This is a genomic window from Pseudoxanthomonas spadix BD-a59, from assembly GCF_000233915.3.
Classification (GTDB): Bacteria; Pseudomonadota; Gammaproteobacteria; order Xanthomonadales; family Xanthomonadaceae; genus Pseudoxanthomonas_A; species Pseudoxanthomonas_A spadix.
Genome location: NC_016147.2, coordinates 281848 through 301691, shown reverse-complemented (window position 1 = coordinate 301691; position 19844 = coordinate 281848). Strand labels below are relative to the sequence as shown.

Here is a 19844-nt window from a genome sequence, read left to right as displayed (position 1 = left end):
CGCCGCGGGGGAACATGGGCCGTTGCTGCTCCGCAGCGCCACGGCCTGCAACCGCCATGACCGCCACCCGCCAGCATTCCCTCATCGACCAATTCCTGGCCCAGACCCAGCACGCCCTGGAAACCACCTTCGGGGATCCGCGCGCGCAGCGCCCCTACCCGGCCGGCGCCACGCCCGACATTGCCCTGGACCAGGCCGAACGCCGCCACGCCGCCGGCCTGATGCGGATCAACCACGTCGGCGAGGTCTGCGCCCAGGCGCTGTATTCGGGCCAGGCCGCCGTGGCCCGCGATCCGGACACCCGCGCCCGCCTGGGCGAAGCGGCGCAGGAGGAAACCGACCACCTGGCCTGGTGCGCCCGGCGTCTGCGCGAACTGGACAGCCGCCCCAGCGTGTTCAACCCGCTCTGGTATGGCGGCAGCTACGCGATCGGCCTGCTGGCCGGGCTGCGCGGCGATGGCTGGAACCTGGGATTCGTGGTCGAGACCGAGCGACAGGTCGAAGCCCACCTGGACCAACATCTGGACATCCTGCCGCCGGCCGATCTGCGCAGCCGCGATGTGCTGCGGGTGATGAAGGCCGACGAGGCCCGTCATGCCGACAACGCCGAACACGCCGGCGCGCGCCTGCTGCCCTCCCCCATCCCCGGGGTGATGCGCTTGGCCTCGCAGGTGATGAAGACGGTGGCCTACCGGCTGTAAGCGCAAGCGGTTTAGCCGCACGAGCGTCGATCACCCCCTTGACCTCCGGTGATATCCCGCTTCTTGACCTCCGGTGATATCCCGCTTCTCGTAGGAGCACCGCAGGGGCGCGATGGGGCGTTCCCGGTAAAGCCTCTCGCGGCCCTTCGGTCCGCTCCTGCGGGAAAGCCCATCGCGGCCATGGGCCCTACGGCCGCATCGCTGGGATTTTGCCCCCTCTCCCCCGCGAGCGGGGGAGAGGGGGCTCCGAACGCGTCTAGCAGACAGCGCGATGGGGTTCTCCCTGCGGCGATCACTCGGCCAGGTTGCGTCCGTGGAAAAGTTCCTCGATCTCCCGGCGCAGCAGGTTCTCGATCTTCATCCGCTCCTTGAACGAGAGGTTGCGGGCCTTTTCCTCGAACAGGTACTGGTCCAGGTCGAAGTCGGTCAGGTGCATCTTGGTGTGGAAGATGTTTTCCTGGTAGACGTTGACGTCGATCATCTCGTAGCGCGACTTGATGTTCTTGGCCACGAAGTCCTGGATCGAGTTGATCTTGTGATCGATGTAGTGTTTCTTGCCCTTGATGTCGCGGGTGAAGCCACGGACGCGGTAATCCATGATCACGATGTCCGACTCGAACGACTCGATCAGGTAGTTCAGCGCCTTCAGCGGCGAGATCACCCCGCAGGTGGCCACGTCGATGTCCGCGCGGAAGGTCGCAATGCCGGCCTGGGGGTGGGTTTCCGGGTAGGTGTGGACGGTGATGTGGCTCTTGTCCATGTGCGCAACCACCGCATCGGAGATCACACCCTTGGCGGCGGCCTTGTCGATGACCGGTTCCTCGGAGATGAGGATGGTCACCGACGCGCCCTGCGGGTCGTAGTCCTGGCGGGCCACGTTGAGGATGTTGGCGCCGATGATCTCGGCCACATCGGTAAGGATCTGGGTCAGGCGATCGGCGTTGTATTCCTCATCGATGTATTCGATGTAACGCTGACGCTCGTCCTCGGACACCGCATAGCAGACGTCGTAGATGTTGAAGCTCAGCGCCTTGGTGAGGTTGTTGAAGCCCTGCAGCCTCAGGCGCGGCAGTGGTTTGACCACGGCGATGGACCTTCGCTAAGAAAACGGTGAAGGGTCGAATTATGCGGCAAACGCGCTGACCGTGAAATGACAGCGCGACGGACATTGCCGCCGTTGTCCCATTCAGACTAAGCTCGAGACCATTCGCTTCACTTCATGAGCTGCCATGAAAGCAGGTCTTCCCCCGAGTCTGATGCGTTCCCCGGCCAGTGCCCTGATCCCGGATTTGACGACCATCGAGTCGTTCCTCTCCAACAGCCATCGGCGCCGCTACCCCGCGCGCGCCGACGTGTTCCGCCCCGGTGATCCGGCCGGCACCCTGTATTACGTGGTCAGCGGCTCGGTGAGCATCCTGGCCGAGGAAGAGGAAGACCGTGAGCTGGTGCTGGGCTATTTCGGGCCCGGCGAGTTCGTCGGCGAGATGGGCCTGTTCATCGAGTCGGACCGGCGTGAGGTCATCCTGCGCACCCGCACCCAGTGCGAGTTGGCCGAGATCAGCTACGAGCGCCTGCACCAGTTGTTTGGCGGTCAGCTGGCCTCGGACGCGGCCAAGCTGCTGTTCGCCATCGGCGCCCAGCTCTCGCGCCGACTGCTGGATACCAGCCGCAAGGCCAGCCGCCTGGCGTTTCTGGATGTGACCGACCGCATCGTCCGCACCCTGCACGACCTGGCCCACGAGCCGGAGGCGATGAGCCATCCGCAGGGCACGCAGATGCGCGTGTCGCGCCAGGAGCTGGCCCGGCTGGTCGGCTGCTCGCGCGAGATGGCCGGACGGGTGCTGAAGAAGCTGCAGGCCGATGGTGTGCTGCATGCACGCGGCAAGACGATCGTGCTGTACGGCACGCGCTGATTGCGCATTCGCGCACAGCGCCAAGATTCATCCGTTTCCGATCCCCGCGCCCCTTGCCCAGGGCGCTGTCACGCCCCCCCCCCGGTGGAGTGACTTGATCCGGGGCGAGCCCTACACCGGGTCCCCGCCGCGGTCGCGGCAGCCCCAGTTGAGGATCGGCGTGCCGGCCGGCAGCCGCTGGCGAAACAGCGCGACCTTGTCGGCCTTCGGGTTGACCACCACGGGCCGCGCGGCGGCCTCCAGCAGCGGCAGGTCGGCGGTGCTGTCACTGTAGGCCACGGCGACCTGGCCATAGCCGCGCTCGCGCAGCATCCGCATCTTTTCGTCGTGGTGGCAGTGGCGGCGGGCGATGACCGCGCCACAGCTCGGTCCGACCACGGTGCCGATCACCGGTACGTCCTGGTGGGCGACGAAGGACAGGGCCGCCCGGGCAAGCTCCGGCGGCGCGCCGGTGGCCACCACCACCCGGTCGCCGGCGGCACGATGCGCGGTGAGCACCTCCAGCGCCAGCGGCAACAGCCGCTGGTGCACCCGTTCGCGGTTGGCCACCACGTAGCGGTCGATCAGTTCGTCCAGGTCGCGTCGCCGACGCAGGCCGAAGGTGGCGATCCACACATAGCCGGAGATGCCGCGCCGGCGCGTGGGCAGCAGCGCCACCAGCGGCCCCAGCAGCGGCGTGGCCAGCAGCGCGGCGGCCAGGCGCAGCCAGCTGCGCTTGATCAGCCAGGCGAACAGGTGGCTGCCCGAGTCGCCGTCGTACAGGGTGTGGTCGAAGTCGAACACCACCACCGGCGCGTCGGCGGCGGGCACCGGATACGGGCCGGGCGCGCTCATGCGAAGAACAGCTGGCGCAGCGCCTCGCCCGGCTCGGGCGCGCGCATGAAGGTTTCGCCGACCAGGAACGCGTGTACCCCCTGCCCGCGTAGCATCGCCACGTCATCGCCGGTGGCGATGCCGCTCTCGGTCACCAGGATCCGGTCGCGCGGCACCGCGCCCTTCATCTCCAGGGTGTTGTGCAGCGACACCTCGAAGGTGCGCAGGTTGCGGTTGTTGATGCCCAGCAGCGGCGCCGGCACCTGCAGCGCGCGCTCCAGCTCGTCGATGTCGTGCACTTCCACCAGCACGTCCATGCCCAGCTGCATGGCCAGGTCGGCCAGCGACACCAGCTGCCGGTCCTCCAGCGCGGCCACGATCAGCAGGATGCAGTCGGCGCCCAGCACGCGCGCTTCGTAGACCTGGTAGGGGTCGATGGTGAAGTCCTTGCGCAGCACCGGCAGGGTGCAGGCCTCGCGCGCCTGCTGCAGGTAGGCATCGGCGCCCTGGAAGAAATCCACGTCGGTCAGCACCGACAGGCACGAGGCGCCGCCGAATTGGTAGCTCACCGCGATCTCGGCCGGATTGAAGTCGGGCCGGATCACGCCCTTGGAGGGGCTGGCCTTCTTGACCTCGGCGATCACCCCGGCATCGCCGCCGGCGATCGTGCGACGCAACGCATCGGCAAAGCCACGCACCGGCGAAGCATCGCGCGCGCGCGCGATCAGCTCGTGCAGCGGGACCCGCGCGCCGCGCGCGGCGATTTCCTCGCGCTTGCGGGCCAGGATGGTGTCGAGGATGTCGCTCATGGAATCGGCCGTGTCCCGCCGGTCGGCGGCTGGAAGCGGCATTGTCGCACTGTCGTCATCGGCAGGCCTTGACCGGTCAGTCAGGCCGCCCGCGCGCAAACCGGCGGCCCGTGTGCGCCGTGCCGGCCGGCCACCGGGCATCGCCGCCCGCGGCCGGAGGAAGCAGGCCGGGGCGCGGCGGCCGCGGAGGGTGAAACCCGCCCCCGCCGCTGCAAGGCTGTGCGGGCACGACGCGTCCGTGGCCGCGGCGACAGGCGGCTTCATCATCCGGCAACACGCCACCGGCAATGCTGCCGCCGTTCGCGCCCTACCGGAGAGATTCAGATGCGCCTTGCTCTTGTCGCCGTTGCCGCTGCCGTTGCCCTGCCACTTGCCCTGTCCGCCTGTGCCTCGGCACCGCTGGCCTTCGAGCCGCTGGACGGCACCATCTCCGGCACCTGCCACACCGACATGGTCAAGGGCGCGGTTGGCCTGGCCGCGGCGCAGCCGACGCTGGAGCGCATCCGCGTGGACAGCGACAGCACCGCCCTGACCACCGGCGAAGGGCAGCAAGGGGTGACCGAGGGCGGCTCGTCGGTCAACGTGCAGATCAGCGACAACAACGCCATCACCGCCATTACCTGCAGCGGCACCCAGGTCGCGTCCAGCTGAGCGTGACCGCCCGCGCCGTCGGCCGCCCGCGCGGGCCGGCGTGGCCCTTGACCCTGTGCCATCCGGCCGGCGTGCAACGCCGGCCGTTTCAGCGTGTGGCCGCGGCTACCTTGCGCGCGCTGCGCAGTGACACCTTGTGCACCCTGGACAGCAGCTTGAGCGCGGCCTGTTCCCACTGGCGCTGGCCACGCACGGTGGCGGCCAGCGTCTGCAGCCGCCCGTCTTCCCAGGCCTGGAACATGCACGGGTCGATGTAGGCCTTGCGCGCCACCGCAGGGGTGTTGCCCAACGCCCGGGCCACCTCCTTGATCACCGCGTTCCTGGCGCGGGTCAGCGCGGCCTTGCTGGGCGGCGCGGGCACCGGTGTGGCGGCCAGCAGCTTGAACGCAGCCAGCGTCCCGCCCCAGGTGCGGAAATCCTTGGCGGTGAAGTCCTGCCCCATCACCTGACGCAGGTAGGCGTTGACCTGACCCGAATCGACCGGCTGCAGCGTGCCCTCATCGTCGCGGTACTGAAACAGGGCCTGCCCCGGCAGGTGCTGGACCGCACGGATCAGCTTGACCAGACGCGCATCATCGATGCCGATGTCATGCTCCAGCCCGCCCTTGCCGCGAAACTGCAGCCGCACCCGGTCGCGGGCGAAGGCCGCATGCCGGTTGCGCAGCGTGGTCAGGCCGAAGGAACGGTTGTCGCGCGCGTAGGTTGCGTTGCCGACGCGCACCAGGGTCTCGGCCATCACCGCCACCACGATCGCCAGCACCTTCTCGCGCGGAAAGCCGGGCAGGCCCAGGTCCTGGCGCAGGCGCCGACGCAGCCTGGGCAGGGTCGCACCGAACTGCACGATCCGGTCGTACTTGCCCTCGCCGCTGACCTCGATCCAGCGCGGATGGTAGCGGTACTGCTTGCGCCGGCGCGCATCGCGCCCGGTGGCCTGCAGGTGGCCGCGCGCATCCATGCAGATCCACACCTCGGTGTAGGCCGGTGGAATGGCCAGCGCGCCGATGCGCGCCAGGGTCGCCGCATCGCGCACCGCATGGCCCTGCCGATCGCGGTAGCTGAACCCCTTGCCCGCGCGCCGGCGTGCGTAGCCCGGATCGGCATCGGTGACGTAGACCAGGCCGGCCAGCCTGGCGATGTCGGCGGCTTGCGAAGGCGCAGGGGCCTTGGAGCAAGCGCAAGCTGCAGCGGCGGCGCGATCGGATCTGACCATGTCGCGGCACGGTGTCGTGCCCGCCATGAAGCCCCCGTCAAGCGTTGCCAGGCCGGCTTAGTAACATTCAGGCTCTGCCGGCCCTGGAGTCCTTGCGATGTCACGCCCCGTCCTGCCGCTATCCCTGCTGATCCTGGCCCTGGCTGCCTGTGGCGCACCACCGCCGGACGAACAGCAACAGGCACTGGCGCAAGCCGAACAGCGCGCCCGCGCCCAGGCCTCGCGCGCGCCCGAAGCGCCGCCGCCGGCCGATGCCGATGCCTGCGATGCCACCCAGGCCCAGTGGCTGGTCGGCAAGACGCCCGGCCAGGCCGATGCCGACCAGGCCAGGACCGATGCGCGCGCCACCAGCGTGCGCCTGCTCAAGCCGGACCAGCCGGTGAGCATGGAATTCAACGCCGCGCGCCTTAACATCGAGCTGGACGAAAAGGGCATGGTGGTGTCGGTGCGCTGCGGCTGAAGCGGTCAACGCGCAGCGCGGCCTGGGGCCGTTTCGGCAGCGCGGCGGCACGCAATTTTCGTTGCTCCTGCAACCGTCACCGCACCATCTTGGCGCGCCCGTTGCGGCGACGCACCACCTGTGGTGTCATCGGTGCTCCGGTGACACCTTTTTGACGTCTGCGCCGCCCAATGAAGGGCACGGGTGCCGCCTTACCCTCCCTGTTTCGAGGTAGCACCATGGCCCCCCGCACCCGCCAAGGGCTGTACGACCCCAACCACGAACGCGACGCCTGCGGTTTCGGCATGATCGCGCAGTTGGACGATCAGCCATCGCGCCAGCTCGTTGATACTGCCATCTCCGCGCTGTCGCGCATGACCCACCGCGGTGGCGTGGCCGCCGATGGCCTGACCGGCGATGGCTGCGGCCTGCTGATCCGCAGGCCCGAACCTTTTCTGCGCGCGCTGGCGCGCGAGGCGCAGATCCCGGTGGGCGCGACCTTCGCCGCCGGCCTGGTGTTCCTGCCGCGCCAGGCGCAGCTGGCCGCACAGTGCCGTGCCCAGCTGGAAGCCGAACTGGCCAGCGTCGGGGTGCACGTGCGCGGCTGGCGGGTGCCGCCGACCGATGATTCGGTCTGCGGCGAACTGGCCCGGGACACCCTGCCGCGGATCGAACAGCTGTTCGTCGAGGCCGGCCAAGGCCAGGACCTGGATGCCTTCGCCCTGGCGCTGTTCCTGGCGCGCCGGCGCAGCGAGCAGGCCCTGCGCGATGCGACTGAGGACTACTACGTGGTCACCCTGTCGCCGCATTCGATCGGCTACAAGGGCATGGTCCTGCCGGACAAGCTGTCCACGTTCTTCCCGGACCTGCAGCGCAGCGACCTGGCCTCCAGCGCGGTGGTGTTCCACCAGCGCTTCTCGACCAACACGCTGCCGCGCTGGCCGCTGGCCCATCCGTTCCGCCTGCTCGCCCACAACGGCGAGATCAACACCATCGAAGGCAACCGCTCCTGGGCCCAGGCGCGCAGCAAGGTGTGGAAAACGCCCAGGTTCGACATCGCCCAGTTCGACCCGGTGATCTCCATGCATGGCTCGGATTCGCAGAGCCTGGACAACATGCTGGAGCTGCTGATCGCCGGGGGCATGGACCTGCTGCAGGCACTGCGCATCCTGATCCCGCCGGCAAACCAGTCGCTGGAGTTCAAGGATTCGGACCTGGCCGCGTTCTACGAGTTCTATGGCCTGAACACCGAGCCCTGGGACGGCCCGGCCGGCATCGTCGCCTGCGACGGCCGCTATGCCGCCTGCATGCTCGACCGCAACGGCCTGCGTCCGGCCCGCTGGATGCTCAGCTCGGACCGGCATTTCCTGGTCGCCTCCGAAGCCGGGGTGTGGGAACTGCCGGCCGAGCGCATCGTGCGCAAGGGCAAGCTCGGTCCGGGCGAGATGATGGCCATCGACCTCAAGCGCGGCGACCTGCTCGATTCGGATGCCATCGACCGCATCAACCGCGGCCGCGCCCCGTACAAGCAATGGCTGCAGCAGGGGGTGACCTACCTGCGGACCGAGCTGATCGATCCGTCGCTGGTCGAGGAACCCTTCGACGAGAAGACCCTGCGCAGCTACCACAAGCTGTTCCAGCTCAGCAGCGAGGAGATCGAGCAGATCCTGCGGCCGCTGGCCGAGACCGAGCAGGAAGCCACCGGCTCGATGGGCGACGATACCCCGATGGCGGTCCTGAGCCGCCAGACCCGGCCGCTGTACGACTACTTCCGCCAGGCCTTCGCGCAGGTCACCAATCCGCCGATCGATCCGCTGCGCGAGGACTGCGTGATGTCGCTGTCCACCCAGCTGGGCCGGGAGACCAACATTTTCCACGCGGCCGCCGAAACGGTGAACCACGTCATCCTCAACTCGCCGGTGCTGAGCCAGCGCAAGCTGCGCCAGCTGCTGAAGATGGACCAGTACGCGCACAAGAACCGATTGATCGACCTGTCCTATTCGGTCGAGGAAGGGCTCAAGGCCGGCATCGAACGCATCTGCGCCCAGGCCGAGGCGGCCGCGCGCGAAGGCATCATCATGCTGCTGCTGTCCGACCGTTACCCGCAAGCCGGACGGCCGATGGTGCATGCGCTGCTGGCCACCGGCGCGGTTCACCACCATTTGTCCAACGTCGGCCTGCGCTGCGACGTCAACCTGATCATCGAGACCGGCACCGCGCGCGATCCGCACCACATGGCCTGCCTGCTGGGCTGTGGCGCCACCGCGGTGTATCCGTACCTGGCCTACCAGACCCTGTTCGACCTGGGCCGTCGCGGCATCCTGATGCTCAAGGCCGGCGGCGAGCAGGCCCAGATCGGGCGCAAGTACCGCAAGGGCATCTACAAGGGCCTGTCCAAGATCATTTCCAAGATGGGCATCTGCACCATCGCCAGCTATCGCGCCGCGCAGCTGTTCGAGATCGTCGGCCTGGATCCGGAGGTGGTGAAGCTGTGCTTCCCCGGCGCGGCCTCGCGCGTGGGCGGGGTTGGCTTCGGGCGCCTGGATACCGAGGCCCAGCAGCTGTCCAGGCGCGCCTGGAACGAGCTGGCCAAGCCGGAGCTGGGCGGCCTGATCAAGTACGTGCACGGCGGCGAGTACCACATGTTCAACCCGGACGTGGTCATGGCCCTGCAGCGCGCCACGCGCACCGGCGATGCGGCCCACTGGCAGGCTTACACCGATGCAGTGCACAGCCGTCCGCCGTCGACCCTGCGCGACCTGCTGCAGCTCAAGCTGGCCGACACGCCGCTGCCGCTGGAAGAAGTGGCCGAATCGGCCGATGTGCTGCGCCGCTTCGATACCGCCGCCATCAGCCTGGGCGCGCTCTCACCCGAGGCGCACGAGGCCCTGGCCATCGCCATGAACCGCCTGGGCGGGCGCTCCAACTCCGGCGAAGGCGGCGAAGACCCGGCGCGCTACGGCACCGAGAAGCGCTCCAAGATCAAGCAGGTGGCCTCGGGCCGATTCGGCGTCACCCCCGAGTACCTGGTCAACGCCGAGGTGCTGCAGATCAAGATCGCCCAGGGTGCCAAGCCCGGCGAAGGCGGCCAGCTGCCCGGACACAAGGTCAACGAACTGATCGCCAGGCTGCGCTATGCCAAGCCCGGCATCGGCCTGATCAGCCCGCCGCCGCACCATGACATCTACTCCATCGAGGACCTGGCCCAGCTGATCTACGACCTCAAGCAGGTCAACCCGACCGCGCTGGTGTCGGTCAAGCTGGTCAGCCATGCCGGCGTGGGCACCATCGCCGCCGGCGTGGTCAAGGCCGGCGCGGACCTGATCACCATTTCCGGCCATGACGGTGGCACCGGTGCCTCGCCGATCAGCTCGATCCGCTATGCCGGCGTGCCGTGGGAACTGGGCGTGGCCGAGGCCCACCAGGCGCTGGTCCAGAACCAGCTGCGCGATCGCGCCACCCTGCAGACCGATGGCGGCCTGAAGACCGGCCTGGACGTGGTCAAGGCGGCCATCCTGGGCGCGGACAGCTTCGGCTTCGGCACCGCGCCGATGATCGTGCTGGGCTGCAAGTACCTGCGCATCTGCCACCTCAACAACTGCGCCACCGGCGTGGCCACCCAGGACGAGCGCCTGCGCAGCGAGTACTTCACCGGCCTGCCCGAGCGGGTGGAAACCTTCTTCCGCCTGCTGACCGAGGAGGTGCGCGGCTGGCTCTCGCGGCTGGGCGTGCGCTCGCTGGACCAGATCGTCGGCCGCACCGACCTGCTCCAGCAGATCGACTACAGCCCGCGCGAAGGCGTGCACGTGGATCTCTCGCGCCTGCTGGCCGGGGCCCGGGTCGAGGGCGGCACCTGCGCGGCCCAGCGCCTGTACGAATCGCCCGACAGCCTGGCCTGCCAGCTGGACGGCGAACTGGCCCAGGCCATCGGCACCAAGGCCGGCGGCGACCATCGCCACCTGATCCACAACACCGACCGCTCGATCGGCACGCGCCTGTCCGGCGCCATCGCCCGCGCCCATGGCAACCACGGCATGGACGATGCCCCGATCCAGCTGCGCTTCCGCGGCTCGGCCGGGCAGAGCTTCGGCGCGTTCAACGCCGGTGGCCTGAACATGGAGCTGGAAGGCGAAGCCAACGACTACGTGGGCAAGGGCATGGCCGGCGGCCGGCTGGTGGTGCGTCCGCCGCGCGGGGCGCGGTTCGAGGCCCGCAACACCGCGATCCTGGGCAACACCTGCCTGTACGGGGCCACCGGCGGCGAGCTGTACGCGGCCGGCCGCGCCGGCGAGCGCTTCGGCGTGCGCAACTCCGGCGCGCTGGCGGTGGTCGAAGGCGCCGGCGACCACTGCTGCGAATACATGACCGATGGCGTGGTGATGGTGCTGGGCCGCACCGGGCTGAACTTCGGCGCCGGCTTCACCGGTGGCCTGGCCTACGTGCTGGACATGGACCGCGACTTCGTGGACCGTTACAACCATGAGCTGATCGACATCCACCGGATCAGCGCCGAGGGCTTCGAGAACTACCGCCAGCACATCCACACCCTGATCCAGCGCCACCGCGAGCTGACCGGCAGCATCTGGGCCCAGCAGATCCTGGACGAGTTCCGCGACTACATCGGCAAGTTCTGGCTGGTCAAGCCCAAGGCGGCCAGCATCGAGTCGCTGACCGATGCCCTGCGCAGGGCCGCGTAACCGACACAACGCTCCTTCCTGCCGGGCGCAGGCGGGGCCTGGTGAGGGCGCCGAGGCGCCCGTACCCTCATCCGCCCCTTGCGGGGCACCTTCTCCCGGTGGGAGAAGGGAGCACGCCACGGAATTTCCCATGAGCCGCAAGCAAGCCTTCCAGTTCCTCGAATTGCCCCGCCAGATGCCCCAGCGCATCCCGGTGGAACTGCGCACCTCCGGCGACTGGGGCGAGCTGTACGGCAAGTTCGACAAGGCCGATGCCCAGTACCAGGCCGGACGCTGCCTGGACTGCGGCAATCCCTACTGCAGCTGGAAATGCCCGGTCCACAACGCCATTCCGCAGTGGCTGCAGCTGGTCCAGGAAAACCGCATCCACGAGGCGGCCGCCCTGTGCCACACCACCAACCCGCTGCCGGAGGTCTGCGGGCGCGTCTGCCCGCAGGACCGCCTGTGCGAAGGCAGCTGCACGCTGGAGGAATTCGGCGCGGTGACCATCGGCGCGGTCGAGAAGTACATCGTCGATACCGCCCTGGCCACCGGCTGGCGCCCGGACATGGGCAGCGTCACGCCCACCGGCAAGCGCGTGGCGGTGATCGGCGCCGGTCCGGCCGGCCTGTCCTGCGCCGACCAGCTGGCCCATGCCGGCATCCATGCGGTGGTGTTCGACCGCTACGAGCAGATCGGCGGGTTGCTGCAGTTCGGCATTCCCAGCTTCAAGCTGGACAAGTCGGTGATCGCCACCCGCCGCGGGGTGCTGGAAGGCATGGGCGTGGAATTCCGGCTGGGCGTGGAAGTGGGCCGCGATGTGACCATGGAGCAGCTGCTGGGCGAGTTCGACGCGGTGTTCCTGGGCACCGGCGCCTATCGCTACACCGACGGCGGGCTGGCCGGTCAGGACCTGGAAGGGGTGCTGCCGGCGCTGCCGTTCCTGGTCCAGAACGCGCGCATCGTCACCGGCGGCGACACCTGGGGCCGGCCGATCGCCGGCTGGGAAGACAAGATCGTCCTGCCCGACCTGACCGGCAAGCGCGTGGTGGTGCTGGGCGGCGGCGACACCGGCATGGACTGCGTGCGCAGCGCCATTCGCCTGGGCGCGGCCAAGGTCACCTGCGCCTATCGCCGCGACGAGGCCAACATGCCCGGCAGCGCGCGCGAGGTGGCCAACGCCCGCGAGGAAGGCGTGCGCTTTTTGTTCAACCGCCAGCCGCTGGCAGTGGAAGCCGGCCCGGACGGCAAGGCCTGCGCGGTGCGCGTGGTCCAGACCCGCCTGGGCGAACCGGACGCGCGCGGCCGCCGCAGCGCCGAACCGATCGAAGGCAGCCAATCGCTGCTGGAGGCCGACGTGGTGATCATCGCCTTCGGTTTCTCGCCGACCCTGCCCGAGTGGCTGTCCGCACTGGGCGTGGAAGGCCAGGCCAACGGCCGGATCGTGGCCGGCGGCGTGAACGCTGATGGAAGCCAGCGCCTGCCCTACCAGACCACCCACCCCAAGCTGTTCGCTGGCGGCGACGCGGTGCGCGGCGCCGACCTGGTGGTCACCGCCGTGGCGGAGGGGCGCGACGCAGCAGCCAGCATCGCCGAGCTGCTGCTGGGCTGAGCCACGATCCGCACCCAGGCGCGGTCTTGGCCGTGCCTGCGCCTTCCATCTGCCGCGCGTTGCCACGGCCGACTTCCAGTGCCCACCATGTCTGCCCTGACACCTGCCCGCCTGCTGCGTGATTCCTCCGTCTCGGCCTTGGCCGCCGGCCTGGTCACCGTGCTGGTGGGCTTTGCCAGTTCGGCGGTGATCGTGTTCCAGGCCGCGCGCCAGGTCGGTGCCGACCAGGCCCAGACCAGTTCGTGGATCCTGGCGTTGGGCGTGGGAATGGGCCTGACCTGCATCGGCCTGTCGCTGCGCTATCGGATGCCGGTGGTGACGGCCTGGTCGACACCGGCGGCGGCGATGCTGGCGGCCACCACCACCGCGCTGCCGCTGTCCGATGCGATCGGTGCGTTCGTGGTGTGCGCGGCGCTGATCGCAGTGGCGGGATTTTCCGGGGTGTTCGAGAAGATGCTCTCGCGCATCCCGCTGCCGCTGGCCGCGGGCATGCTGGCCGGGGTCCTGCTGCGCTTCGGCCTGGACACCTTCGTCGCGGTCAGGACCCAGCCGCTGCTGGTGCTGGCGATGCTGGCCAGCTACCTGCTGATGCGCCGGCTGTGGCCGCGCTATTCGGTGATCGCCACGCTGCTGGTCGGGATTGCGGTGGCAGCCGGCGGCGGGCTGCTGCATCTGGACAGCGTCGTGCTGACGCCCACGCGCCCGGTGTGGGTCACCCCGACCTTCTCCTTCGCCGCGCTGCTGGGGATCGCCCTGCCGATGTTCGTGGTGACCATGGCCTCGCAGAATGTGCCGGGCGTGGCAGTGATCCGTGCCTCGGGTTATCACATGCCGGTTTCGCCGCTGATCGGCTGGACCGGCGCGCTGAACGTGGTGCTGGCGCCGTTCGGGGCGTTCTCGCTCAATCTGGCGGCGATCACCGCGGCCATCTGCATGGGGCCGGAAGCCCACCCGGATCCGCAGCGCCGTTACATGGCCGCGGTCTGGGCCGGGGTGATCTACCTGGTGGTCGGCCTGTTCGGCGCGACCGTGGTGACCTTGCTGGCCGCGTTTCCCAGGGAGCTGGTGATGGCCATGGCCGGCATCGCCCTGCTGGGCGCGCTGGGCAGCAACCTGAGCGGGGCGCTGAAAGACCACGGCAGCCGCGAGGCGGCGCTGCTGAGCTTCCTGATCACCGCCTCCGGACTGAGCGTGCACGGCATCGGCGCCGCGTTCTGGGGCCTGCTGGGCGGTGGCGTCGCGCTGCTGGTGCTGCGTCCGCGCAAGACCGGCTGATCGTTCACCGATGACGCAATGGTCAGGCCTGGCGCCGGCCGTTTCATCGGCGTGTTGCGTTGGATGTCGTAGGCTCATGTCTGCAATGCGGTCGCTTCCCCCACCTGCACCGTCCATGCATCGTGCCGTTTGGTGGTCGCTTACGCCTGTCGGCCGCCGGGCATGACGATGGTTTGACCCCACGGAGACGTCCATGCGCACCCACCTTTGCCGAACGCTCAGCCTGGCCCTGGCCACGCTGCTGCTGGCCACCCCGCTGGCCGCCAGCGCCCAGCAGCGCGTGCTGCAGTACGCCGGGGTCAACCTGGCCGGCGCCGAGTTCAAGGCCAGCCAGAAGCCAGGCACGTTGTTCAAGGACTACACCTACCCGTCCGAGAAGGACTTCGACTACTTCGCCTCCAAGGGCATGAACGTGGTGCGCCTGCCGTTCCTGTGGGAACGCCTGCAACCGCAGCCCAGGGGCGAGTTCGACGCCATCCAGCTCAAGCTGCTGCAGAAGACGGTGGAGAACGCTTCCAGGCGTGGCATCACCGTGCTGCTGGACGTGCACAACTACGCCGACTACAACGGTGCGCAGATCGGCAGCGAGGCGGTGCCGGTGGCGGTGTTCACCGACCTGTGGGCGCGCCTGGCCAGGGAGCCGGCGTTTGCCAACAACAAGCAGGTGATGTTCGGCCTGATGAACGAGCCGCACGACATGGGCGCCACCGAGTGGGCCAGGATCGCCCAGGCCGGCATCGATGCGATCCGCGCGGCAGGCGCGCAAAACCTGATCCTGGTGCCGGGCACGGCCTGGAGCGGGGCCCACAGCTGGGGCAGCCGGGTCGCCGGGCGCGGCACCTCCAACGGCGATGCGCTGGCCAAGCTCAAGGATCCAGCCAACCGGCTGGTGTTCGAAGCGCACCAGTACCTGGACAAGGACTCGTCGGGCACCAAGCCCGAGTGCGGCGACGACCAGAACATCGGCGTGCGCCGCCTGGAAGTCTTCACCCGCTGGCTGCGCGAGAACGGCAAGACCGGGTTCCTGGGCGAATTCGGCGCCAGTCCCGACCCGGCCTGTCTGGCCGCGCTGGACAGAATGCTGGCCTACATCCAGGACAATGGCGATGTGTGGCGTGGTTGGAGTTACTGGGCCGCGGGTGGCTGGTGGCCGCCGAGCTACATGTTCAATGTCCAGCCGGACAAGGAGGGCAACGACAAACCGCAGATGGCGGTGCTGTCCAGGTACGCCCGCCAGATCACCCAGTCGAACAAACACGCCCACTGAGGGCACAAACCGACCCCTTTCGACACCCGACAGCCGCATGCAGTGCGGCTGTTTTCTTGCATGCTCGCCCGCGCGGGCAGCAACAGGCGCCGCCGGGCCACGCGTGCGGCGATGCCATCTCGATGCGTGTGCGGGTCATCCAGGTGATCGATCGAACTCTGTCACGTTACGCACATTGCGGTGCGGGCGGGGACGCTGACTGGCATGCCAATTGCGAAATTCCACCCGACCTCGCCACGGGTGGAATCAGGAACTGATCCGCACGCCACGACGCTGGAACTGCGGCGGTCCACGCGCGACGAAGTCGAGCCGGCAACGGTCAGCCCCGATGCCGGCGCCACCGCTTGCAGATGACACGCCCACGATGGCTGTCGGTCTGGCACGAACGTCACGCCAGCCACCGGTTCAGCAAGACAAATCCATCCCCCTGCTGCGACACGCCGAGCGCGTCCGCACGACACCACCGAGATCCCCCAATGCGCCCTTCGATCACCACTTTGCTGAACACCCTGGCCCTGGCTGCCGGACTGGCCTGCGCCTCCAGCGCCCACGCACAGACCACGCTGCAGTACGCAGGCGTCAATCTGGCCGGGGCCGAATTCAATTCGTCCAAAAAGCCGGGCGTGCTGTTCAAGGACTACATGTATGCCTCCGATGCGGACTATGCATACTTCGCCGATCAGGGCATGAACGTGATCCGCTTGCCGTTCCTGTGGGAGCGCCTGCAGCCCAACGCCGGCGTCACCCTCGATGCCGCGCAGCTGGGCCAGATCCGCACCGCGGTCACCCGCGCCAGGAACCATGGCCTGAAGATCATTCTGGACCCGCACAACTACGGCAAATACAACGGCGCCGCCATCGGCAGCAGCACCGTGCCCGAAACGGTTTTCGCCGACCTGTGGCGGCAGCTGGCGAGCGCCTTCGCCAACGACGATGCAGTGATCTTCGGCCTGATGAACGAGCCGGCCGGGCTGTCCGCCACCACCTGGGCCAGCGCCGCGCAGGCCGGCATCAATGCCATCCGCGCCACCGGGGCCGGCAACCTGGTGCTGGTTCCGGGCGTGGCATGGACCGGCGCGCACAGCTGGAACAGCGCCTCGGCCGGCGGCGGCATCTCCAATGGCGATGCCCTGGCCAAGCTGAGCGACCCGGCCAATCACCTGGCCTTCGAAGTGCACCAGTACCTGGACAAGGATTACTCGGGCACCTCGGCCACCTGTGTCAGCACCACCATCGGCGCCGACAAGCTCAAGGGCTTCACCGATTGGCTGCGTGCCAACCAGAAGGTCGGCTTCCTGGGTGAATTCGGCGCGGCCGACAACCCCACCTGCATGGCCGCCCTGGACGGCATGCTCGCGTACATGCAGACCAACAGCGATGTGTGGCTGGGCTGGACCTACTGGGCCGCTGGTGCCTGGTGGAACCCGAGCTATATCTTCAGCGTGCAGCCGGTCGATGGCGTGGCCAAGCCGCAACTGGCGGTCCTGTCGGCGCACGCCCGCGAGGTCACCGGCAAGTAGGCATCACGCGGTGACCGCCGCGCGGGCCGGCATCAATCCGGCTCGCGCAGCTGCAGCAGCCAGTGGCTGACCGTCTTGCCGGCCGCTGCCGGCAGCGGTTCGAAATCGAATTGCCAGGCCACCGGATCGGCATTGGCCACCCGCAGCGGCAGCACCGCACCGCTGGCTTCCCCCTGGCCCAGCCGGGTTTCCAGCTGCGCCAGCTGCCGGGGCGGGAGCGAGGGATCCAGCAGCGTACGCAGGTCGCGCCCGATCATGTCCGAGGCATCGGCATCGGCCAGCCGGGCAAAGGCGTCGTTGGCAAACACGACCCGGGCGATGCCGGTCGGGCCGCGCTCAATGATCGCCACGGCCTGGCGCAGCCGCGCCAGCGAAGCCTCCAGCATGGTGAAGTCCTGCTGGTAACGCTTGCGCTCCATCAGCTCGATCAGCACCTGCAGGCTGCGCGCCGATTCCAGGTCCAGCCTCGACCACGGGCGCGAACGCCCGCGCACCGTTTCCTGCCACAGCTGGAAGCTCTTGCGTGGCGACAGGCGCGAATTGGGGATATCCGGCAGCTTGGCCAGCTGCGGATTGCCTGCCCAGTTGACCGTCTGCACCTGCTCGCGCCGGGTCCACAGCAGTGCGCTGCGCGCCTGTGGCATCAACGGCACGAACAGGACGCCAGCGGCCAGCGGTGCCAGGTCGGCCAGTTCCGGGAAGGTGGTGCCAATCGCATCAGTCTGCAGCGCGCCGACCGCGCCTTCGCGCAGGCTCTGGTCGTTGCGCGCCTCGATCCGGGCGCGGATCCGGGTCAGGTCCTGCGCTGCCGGCAACTGGCCGTGGCCGGTCACCTGATGGCCGTGGAAGATCGCCACGCCATCGGCATCGACCACGTCCATCAGCTCCGGCGCCATGTCGGCCAGCATGTCTGCGGTGCCGGTGCCGACCTGGTTGAAGGCGGTGATCAGCTTCTCGCGCACGGTGAGCAGGGCCGATTCGGTGCGCGCCCGTTCCACCGCCTGCAGCCCGCCGATGCGCGCGGCCAGGCCGCGGGTCAACGCGTCGGCCACATCGCGCATGGCGTGGCTGGCAAACAGCGGCCGGTCGTGGTGGCAGGACACCAGTCCCCACAGCACGTCATTGACCACGATCGAAGTCACCAGGGTGGCGCGCACGCCCATGTTGCCCAGGTATTCCAGGTGCACCGGCGAGACGCTGCGCAGGCTGACATCGCTCAGGTCCACCGGCTGCTGGCTGTGCGGGTTGAGCGCCGGCTCGATCGGCGCCGGGCGATAGCCGACGTGGGCGATCTGGCGCACGCGGTTGCGCAGGTACAGTGCCCGCGCCTGCGCCGGGATGTCGCTGGCCGGGTAATGCAGGCCCAGGTAGCCTTGCAGATGCGCCGCCCTGGCTTCGGCGATCACATCGCCATTCCAGTCCTGGTCGAAGCGATAGACCATCACCCGCTCATAGCCCAGCATGGCGTGGATCTCACGCGCCACGCGCAGGGCGGCTTCGGCCACCGAGCCATCGCGCTCCAGCAGGCGCAGCACCGGCAGCGCATCGCGCGCGGTGACATCGGAGGCCTGCGAATCACGCGGCTCGATCTCCACCAGCCACTGCGTCGGCGACAGGTGCCAGGCGGCCACGCAGGGCTCGGCGGTGGGCTGGCCGCGCTGCGGGAAGGTCACCGGCGCATGCGCCAGATGCAGCGGCTCGGCCTGTGGATCGGCGGCCGGCAGGACCCGCGCGCCCAGGTCCAGCAGCGCGTCCCAGCGCTGGCCAAGCAGCGCGCCGGCGTCCACCCCCAGCAGCGCCGCCGCCGTCGCGCTGGCCTGCACCACCCGGCCACTGGCCGGGTCGATCACCAGCAGCACGCCGTACGCCTGGATGGAACCTGGGATGTGGATCGGCTCGCGCGCGCATGCGTCCATGTCCACCGGGTCGAACGCGCCCCTCATGCACGCACTCCCGCGGAAAGATGGTGGGCGAAACGCGCGAACATCGCCCTGGCGCCGGCCGCGGCCTGCGCGCGCGAAGGCGGATCGGCCAGCGCCGCTTCCAGGCAGCCCTGGAAGCGGCGCCAGGCCGAGGGATCTTGGCTGCCCATGTCCAGGTAGGCCAGCGCCGGGGCCAGCTGCGGCTGCTGCAGGCGCAGCTGGCGGGCGATGATCCGGCCACCCAGCAGCGCGCCTTCGACCACGTACAACATGCCCCACGCGCGGGCCGGGTCGTCGGCCGGCGGAGCCGGTTGCGGCGCCATCGGGGCGGTGGCCTCCAGCGCGGCCAGGTCATGGCGCAGGGCAGCGGCACGGCGGCGATACGGCCAGCCGTGCGCGGCCAGCGTGTCCAGCCAGGGCGCATGGGTGCATTCCCACGGGGCCAGGACCGCAAGATGGCAAGCCAGCACCTGCACGTAGCGCGCGCGGTCCAGGGTGCCGGCGGCCAGCGCGGGCATGTGCGGCAAGGCTTCGACCCGGGCATGCGCCTGCGCGGTGACCTCACGCAGGAAACGTGCGGCAGACTGCGGTTCAACCTGGGGAACTGGGGACATGCGGGCGCGGCGGAAGCAAAGGTCAATGCCCGGCGTCGGCAAGCGGACGTTCGGGCCAAGGCGAGCCTAGCAGTCTGTCGGGCTTTGGTGGTCGCGGCGAGAATTCGGCTGTGCGAGGTCAGATTTTCGACGGTTCGCCGGCCCATAGTGGTGCTATGGGCCAAGAAGCGGCGGAAAGATGGACCGCACAGGCGGATTCGCAGCCCGGCCGACCAAAGTCCGACAGGCTGCTAGCAGCGCGCGCGCCAATGAACCAACCATCGTGCGCGGCCAGGGCTGGCGCCGCCACGGCCCGGCGCGGGGTGGGCTTCGGCGAGCACGGGGCTTGCCTGGAAGGGGCGCGCAAGGCCGCAACAGGGCACATGGGGCTTGGCCAAGGCTGTTTGTTCAGAAACCTGACCAGGGCGGTGAAAGCCTTCGCC

The 19844-nt window shown here is 69.0% G+C and carries 15 protein-coding genes; 9 read left to right on the top strand and 6 right to left on the bottom strand.

Going from position 1 to position 19844, the window contains the following annotated elements:
* The first annotated feature begins 56 nt into the window (after positions 1-56).
* Complete coding sequence (coq7, locus tag DSC_RS01295; RefSeq protein WP_014159302.1) at positions 57-701, top strand: 2-polyprenyl-3-methyl-6-methoxy-1,4-benzoquinone monooxygenase; 645 nt, start codon at positions 57-59, stop codon at positions 699-701.
* A 292-nt stretch (positions 702-993) separates the two neighbouring features.
* Here the strand turns inward: coq7 and speD are convergent, their stop codons facing one another.
* Complete coding sequence (speD, locus tag DSC_RS01290; protein WP_014159301.1) at positions 994-1785, bottom strand: adenosylmethionine decarboxylase; 792 nt, start codon at positions 1783-1785, stop codon at positions 994-996.
* Between the two features lie 172 nt (positions 1786-1957).
* Between speD and crp the strand changes: the two genes are divergently transcribed.
* Positions 1958-2614 (top strand): cAMP-activated global transcriptional regulator CRP, encoded by a 657-nt coding sequence (crp, locus tag DSC_RS01285; protein ID WP_014159300.1) that lies wholly within the window; start codon positions 1958-1960, stop codon positions 2612-2614.
* Positions 2615-2725: 111 nt separating this feature from the next.
* Here the strand turns inward: crp and DSC_RS01280 are convergent, their stop codons facing one another.
* Both DSC_RS01280 and trpC read right to left on the bottom strand, forming a co-directional pair.
* On the bottom strand, positions 2726-3448 hold the full coding sequence (locus DSC_RS01280) for a haloacid dehalogenase-like hydrolase (RefSeq protein WP_014159299.1): 723 nt from the start codon (positions 3446-3448) through the stop codon (positions 2726-2728).
* Positions 3445-4236 carry an indole-3-glycerol phosphate synthase TrpC gene (trpC, locus tag DSC_RS01275; RefSeq protein ID WP_014159298.1) on the bottom strand — a complete coding sequence of 264 codons (792 nt, stop codon included), beginning with the start codon at positions 4234-4236 and terminating at the stop codon, positions 3445-3447. Before trpC ends, DSC_RS01280 begins: the two co-directional genes overlap by 4 nt.
* A 324-nt stretch (positions 4237-4560) precedes the next feature.
* Here trpC and DSC_RS01270 point away from each other — a divergent pair, with 324 nt between their 5' ends.
* Positions 4561-4887, top strand: coding sequence for a hypothetical protein (locus DSC_RS01270; RefSeq protein ID WP_014159297.1), 327 nt, complete (start codon positions 4561-4563; stop codon positions 4885-4887).
* 88 nt (positions 4888-4975) lie between these two features.
* Here DSC_RS01270 and DSC_RS01265 read toward each other — a convergent pair whose 3' ends face one another.
* Positions 4976-6097: a DNA topoisomerase IB gene (locus DSC_RS01265; RefSeq protein WP_014159296.1), complete on the bottom strand. Its 1122-nt coding sequence runs from the start codon at positions 6095-6097 to the stop codon at positions 4976-4978.
* Between the two features lie 97 nt (positions 6098-6194).
* On the opposite strand from DSC_RS01265, the gene DSC_RS01260 reads away from it, so the two are divergent.
* The 6 genes from DSC_RS01260 to DSC_RS01235 all read left to right on the top strand — a co-directional run bounded on the left by DSC_RS01260 (position 6195) and on the right by DSC_RS01235 (position 16886).
* The gene (locus tag DSC_RS01260; protein WP_014159295.1) at positions 6195-6557 is read left to right on the top strand and encodes an I78 family peptidase inhibitor; all 363 of its coding nucleotides are present in this window, start codon (positions 6195-6197) and stop codon (positions 6555-6557) included.
* Positions 6558-6775: 218 nt separating this feature from the next.
* Positions 6776-11233, top strand: a complete 4458-nt coding sequence (gene gltB / locus DSC_RS01255) for a glutamate synthase large subunit (protein ID WP_014159294.1) — start codon at positions 6776-6778, stop codon at positions 11231-11233.
* A 130-nt stretch (positions 11234-11363) separates the two neighbouring features.
* Positions 11364-12824 carry an FAD-dependent oxidoreductase gene (locus DSC_RS01250; protein ID WP_014159293.1) on the top strand — a complete coding sequence of 487 codons (1461 nt, stop codon included), beginning with the start codon at positions 11364-11366 and terminating at the stop codon, positions 12822-12824.
* A gap of 87 nt (positions 12825-12911) precedes the next feature.
* Positions 12912-14099 (top strand): benzoate/H(+) symporter BenE family transporter, encoded by a 1188-nt coding sequence (locus DSC_RS01245; protein WP_014159292.1) that lies wholly within the window; start codon positions 12912-12914, stop codon positions 14097-14099.
* 193 nt (positions 14100-14292) lie between these two features.
* A complete protein-coding gene (locus tag DSC_RS01240) occupies positions 14293-15366 on the top strand; it encodes a glycoside hydrolase family 5 protein (protein ID WP_014159291.1) in 1074 nt (357 codons plus the stop codon).
* Between the two features lie 476 nt (positions 15367-15842).
* Positions 15843-16886, top strand: a complete 1044-nt coding sequence (locus DSC_RS01235; RefSeq protein WP_014159290.1) for a glycoside hydrolase family 5 protein — start codon at positions 15843-15845, stop codon at positions 16884-16886.
* 32 nt (positions 16887-16918) lie between these two features.
* On the opposite strand, the gene bphP is transcribed toward DSC_RS01235, so the two are convergent.
* Both bphP and DSC_RS01225 read right to left on the bottom strand, forming a co-directional pair.
* Complete coding sequence (gene bphP / locus DSC_RS01230) at positions 16919-18829, bottom strand: bacteriophytochrome BphP (protein ID WP_014159289.1); 1911 nt, start codon at positions 18827-18829, stop codon at positions 16919-16921.
* Entirely contained in the window at positions 18826-19422 is a 597-nt protein-coding gene (locus tag DSC_RS01225) for a biliverdin-producing heme oxygenase (RefSeq protein ID WP_014159288.1), read from the bottom strand. The genes bphP and DSC_RS01225 overlap by 4 nt, the downstream gene beginning before the upstream one ends.
* Positions 19423-19844: the final 422 nt, after the last annotated feature.

Bases quoted from the DNA above. Each gene is read 5' to 3' on its own strand.
- DSC_RS01240 (WP_014159291.1), top strand. From the start codon at position 14,293: ATGCGCACCCACCTTTGCCGAACGCTCAGCCTGGCCCTGGCCACGCTG.
- DSC_RS01250 (WP_014159293.1), top strand. From the start codon at position 11,364: ATGAGCCGCAAGCAAGCCTTCCAGTTCCTCGAATTGCCCCGCCAGATG.
- DSC_RS01260 (WP_014159295.1), top strand. From the start codon at position 6,195: ATGTCACGCCCCGTCCTGCCGCTATCCCTGCTGATCCTGGCCCTGGCT.
- bphP (WP_014159289.1), bottom strand. From the start codon at position 18,829: ATGAGGGGCGCGTTCGACCCGGTGGACATGGACGCATGCGCGCGCGAG.
- trpC (WP_014159298.1), bottom strand. From the start codon at position 4,236: ATGAGCGACATCCTCGACACCATCCTGGCCCGCAAGCGCGAGGAAATC.
- gltB (WP_014159294.1), top strand. From the start codon at position 6,776: ATGGCCCCCCGCACCCGCCAAGGGCTGTACGACCCCAACCACGAACGC.
- DSC_RS01225 (WP_014159288.1), bottom strand. From the start codon at position 19,422: ATGTCCCCAGTTCCCCAGGTTGAACCGCAGTCTGCCGCACGTTTCCTG.
- DSC_RS01280 (WP_014159299.1), bottom strand. From the start codon at position 3,448: ATGAGCGCGCCCGGCCCGTATCCGGTGCCCGCCGCCGACGCGCCGGTG.
- DSC_RS01270 (WP_014159297.1), top strand. From the start codon at position 4,561: ATGCGCCTTGCTCTTGTCGCCGTTGCCGCTGCCGTTGCCCTGCCACTT.
- crp (WP_014159300.1), top strand. From the start codon at position 1,958: ATGCGTTCCCCGGCCAGTGCCCTGATCCCGGATTTGACGACCATCGAG.
- coq7 (WP_014159302.1), top strand. From the start codon at position 57: ATGACCGCCACCCGCCAGCATTCCCTCATCGACCAATTCCTGGCCCAG.
- DSC_RS01235 (WP_014159290.1), top strand. From the start codon at position 15,843: ATGCGCCCTTCGATCACCACTTTGCTGAACACCCTGGCCCTGGCTGCC.
- DSC_RS01265 (WP_014159296.1), bottom strand. From the start codon at position 6,097: ATGGTCAGATCCGATCGCGCCGCCGCTGCAGCTTGCGCTTGCTCCAAG.
- DSC_RS01245 (WP_014159292.1), top strand. From the start codon at position 12,912: ATGTCTGCCCTGACACCTGCCCGCCTGCTGCGTGATTCCTCCGTCTCG.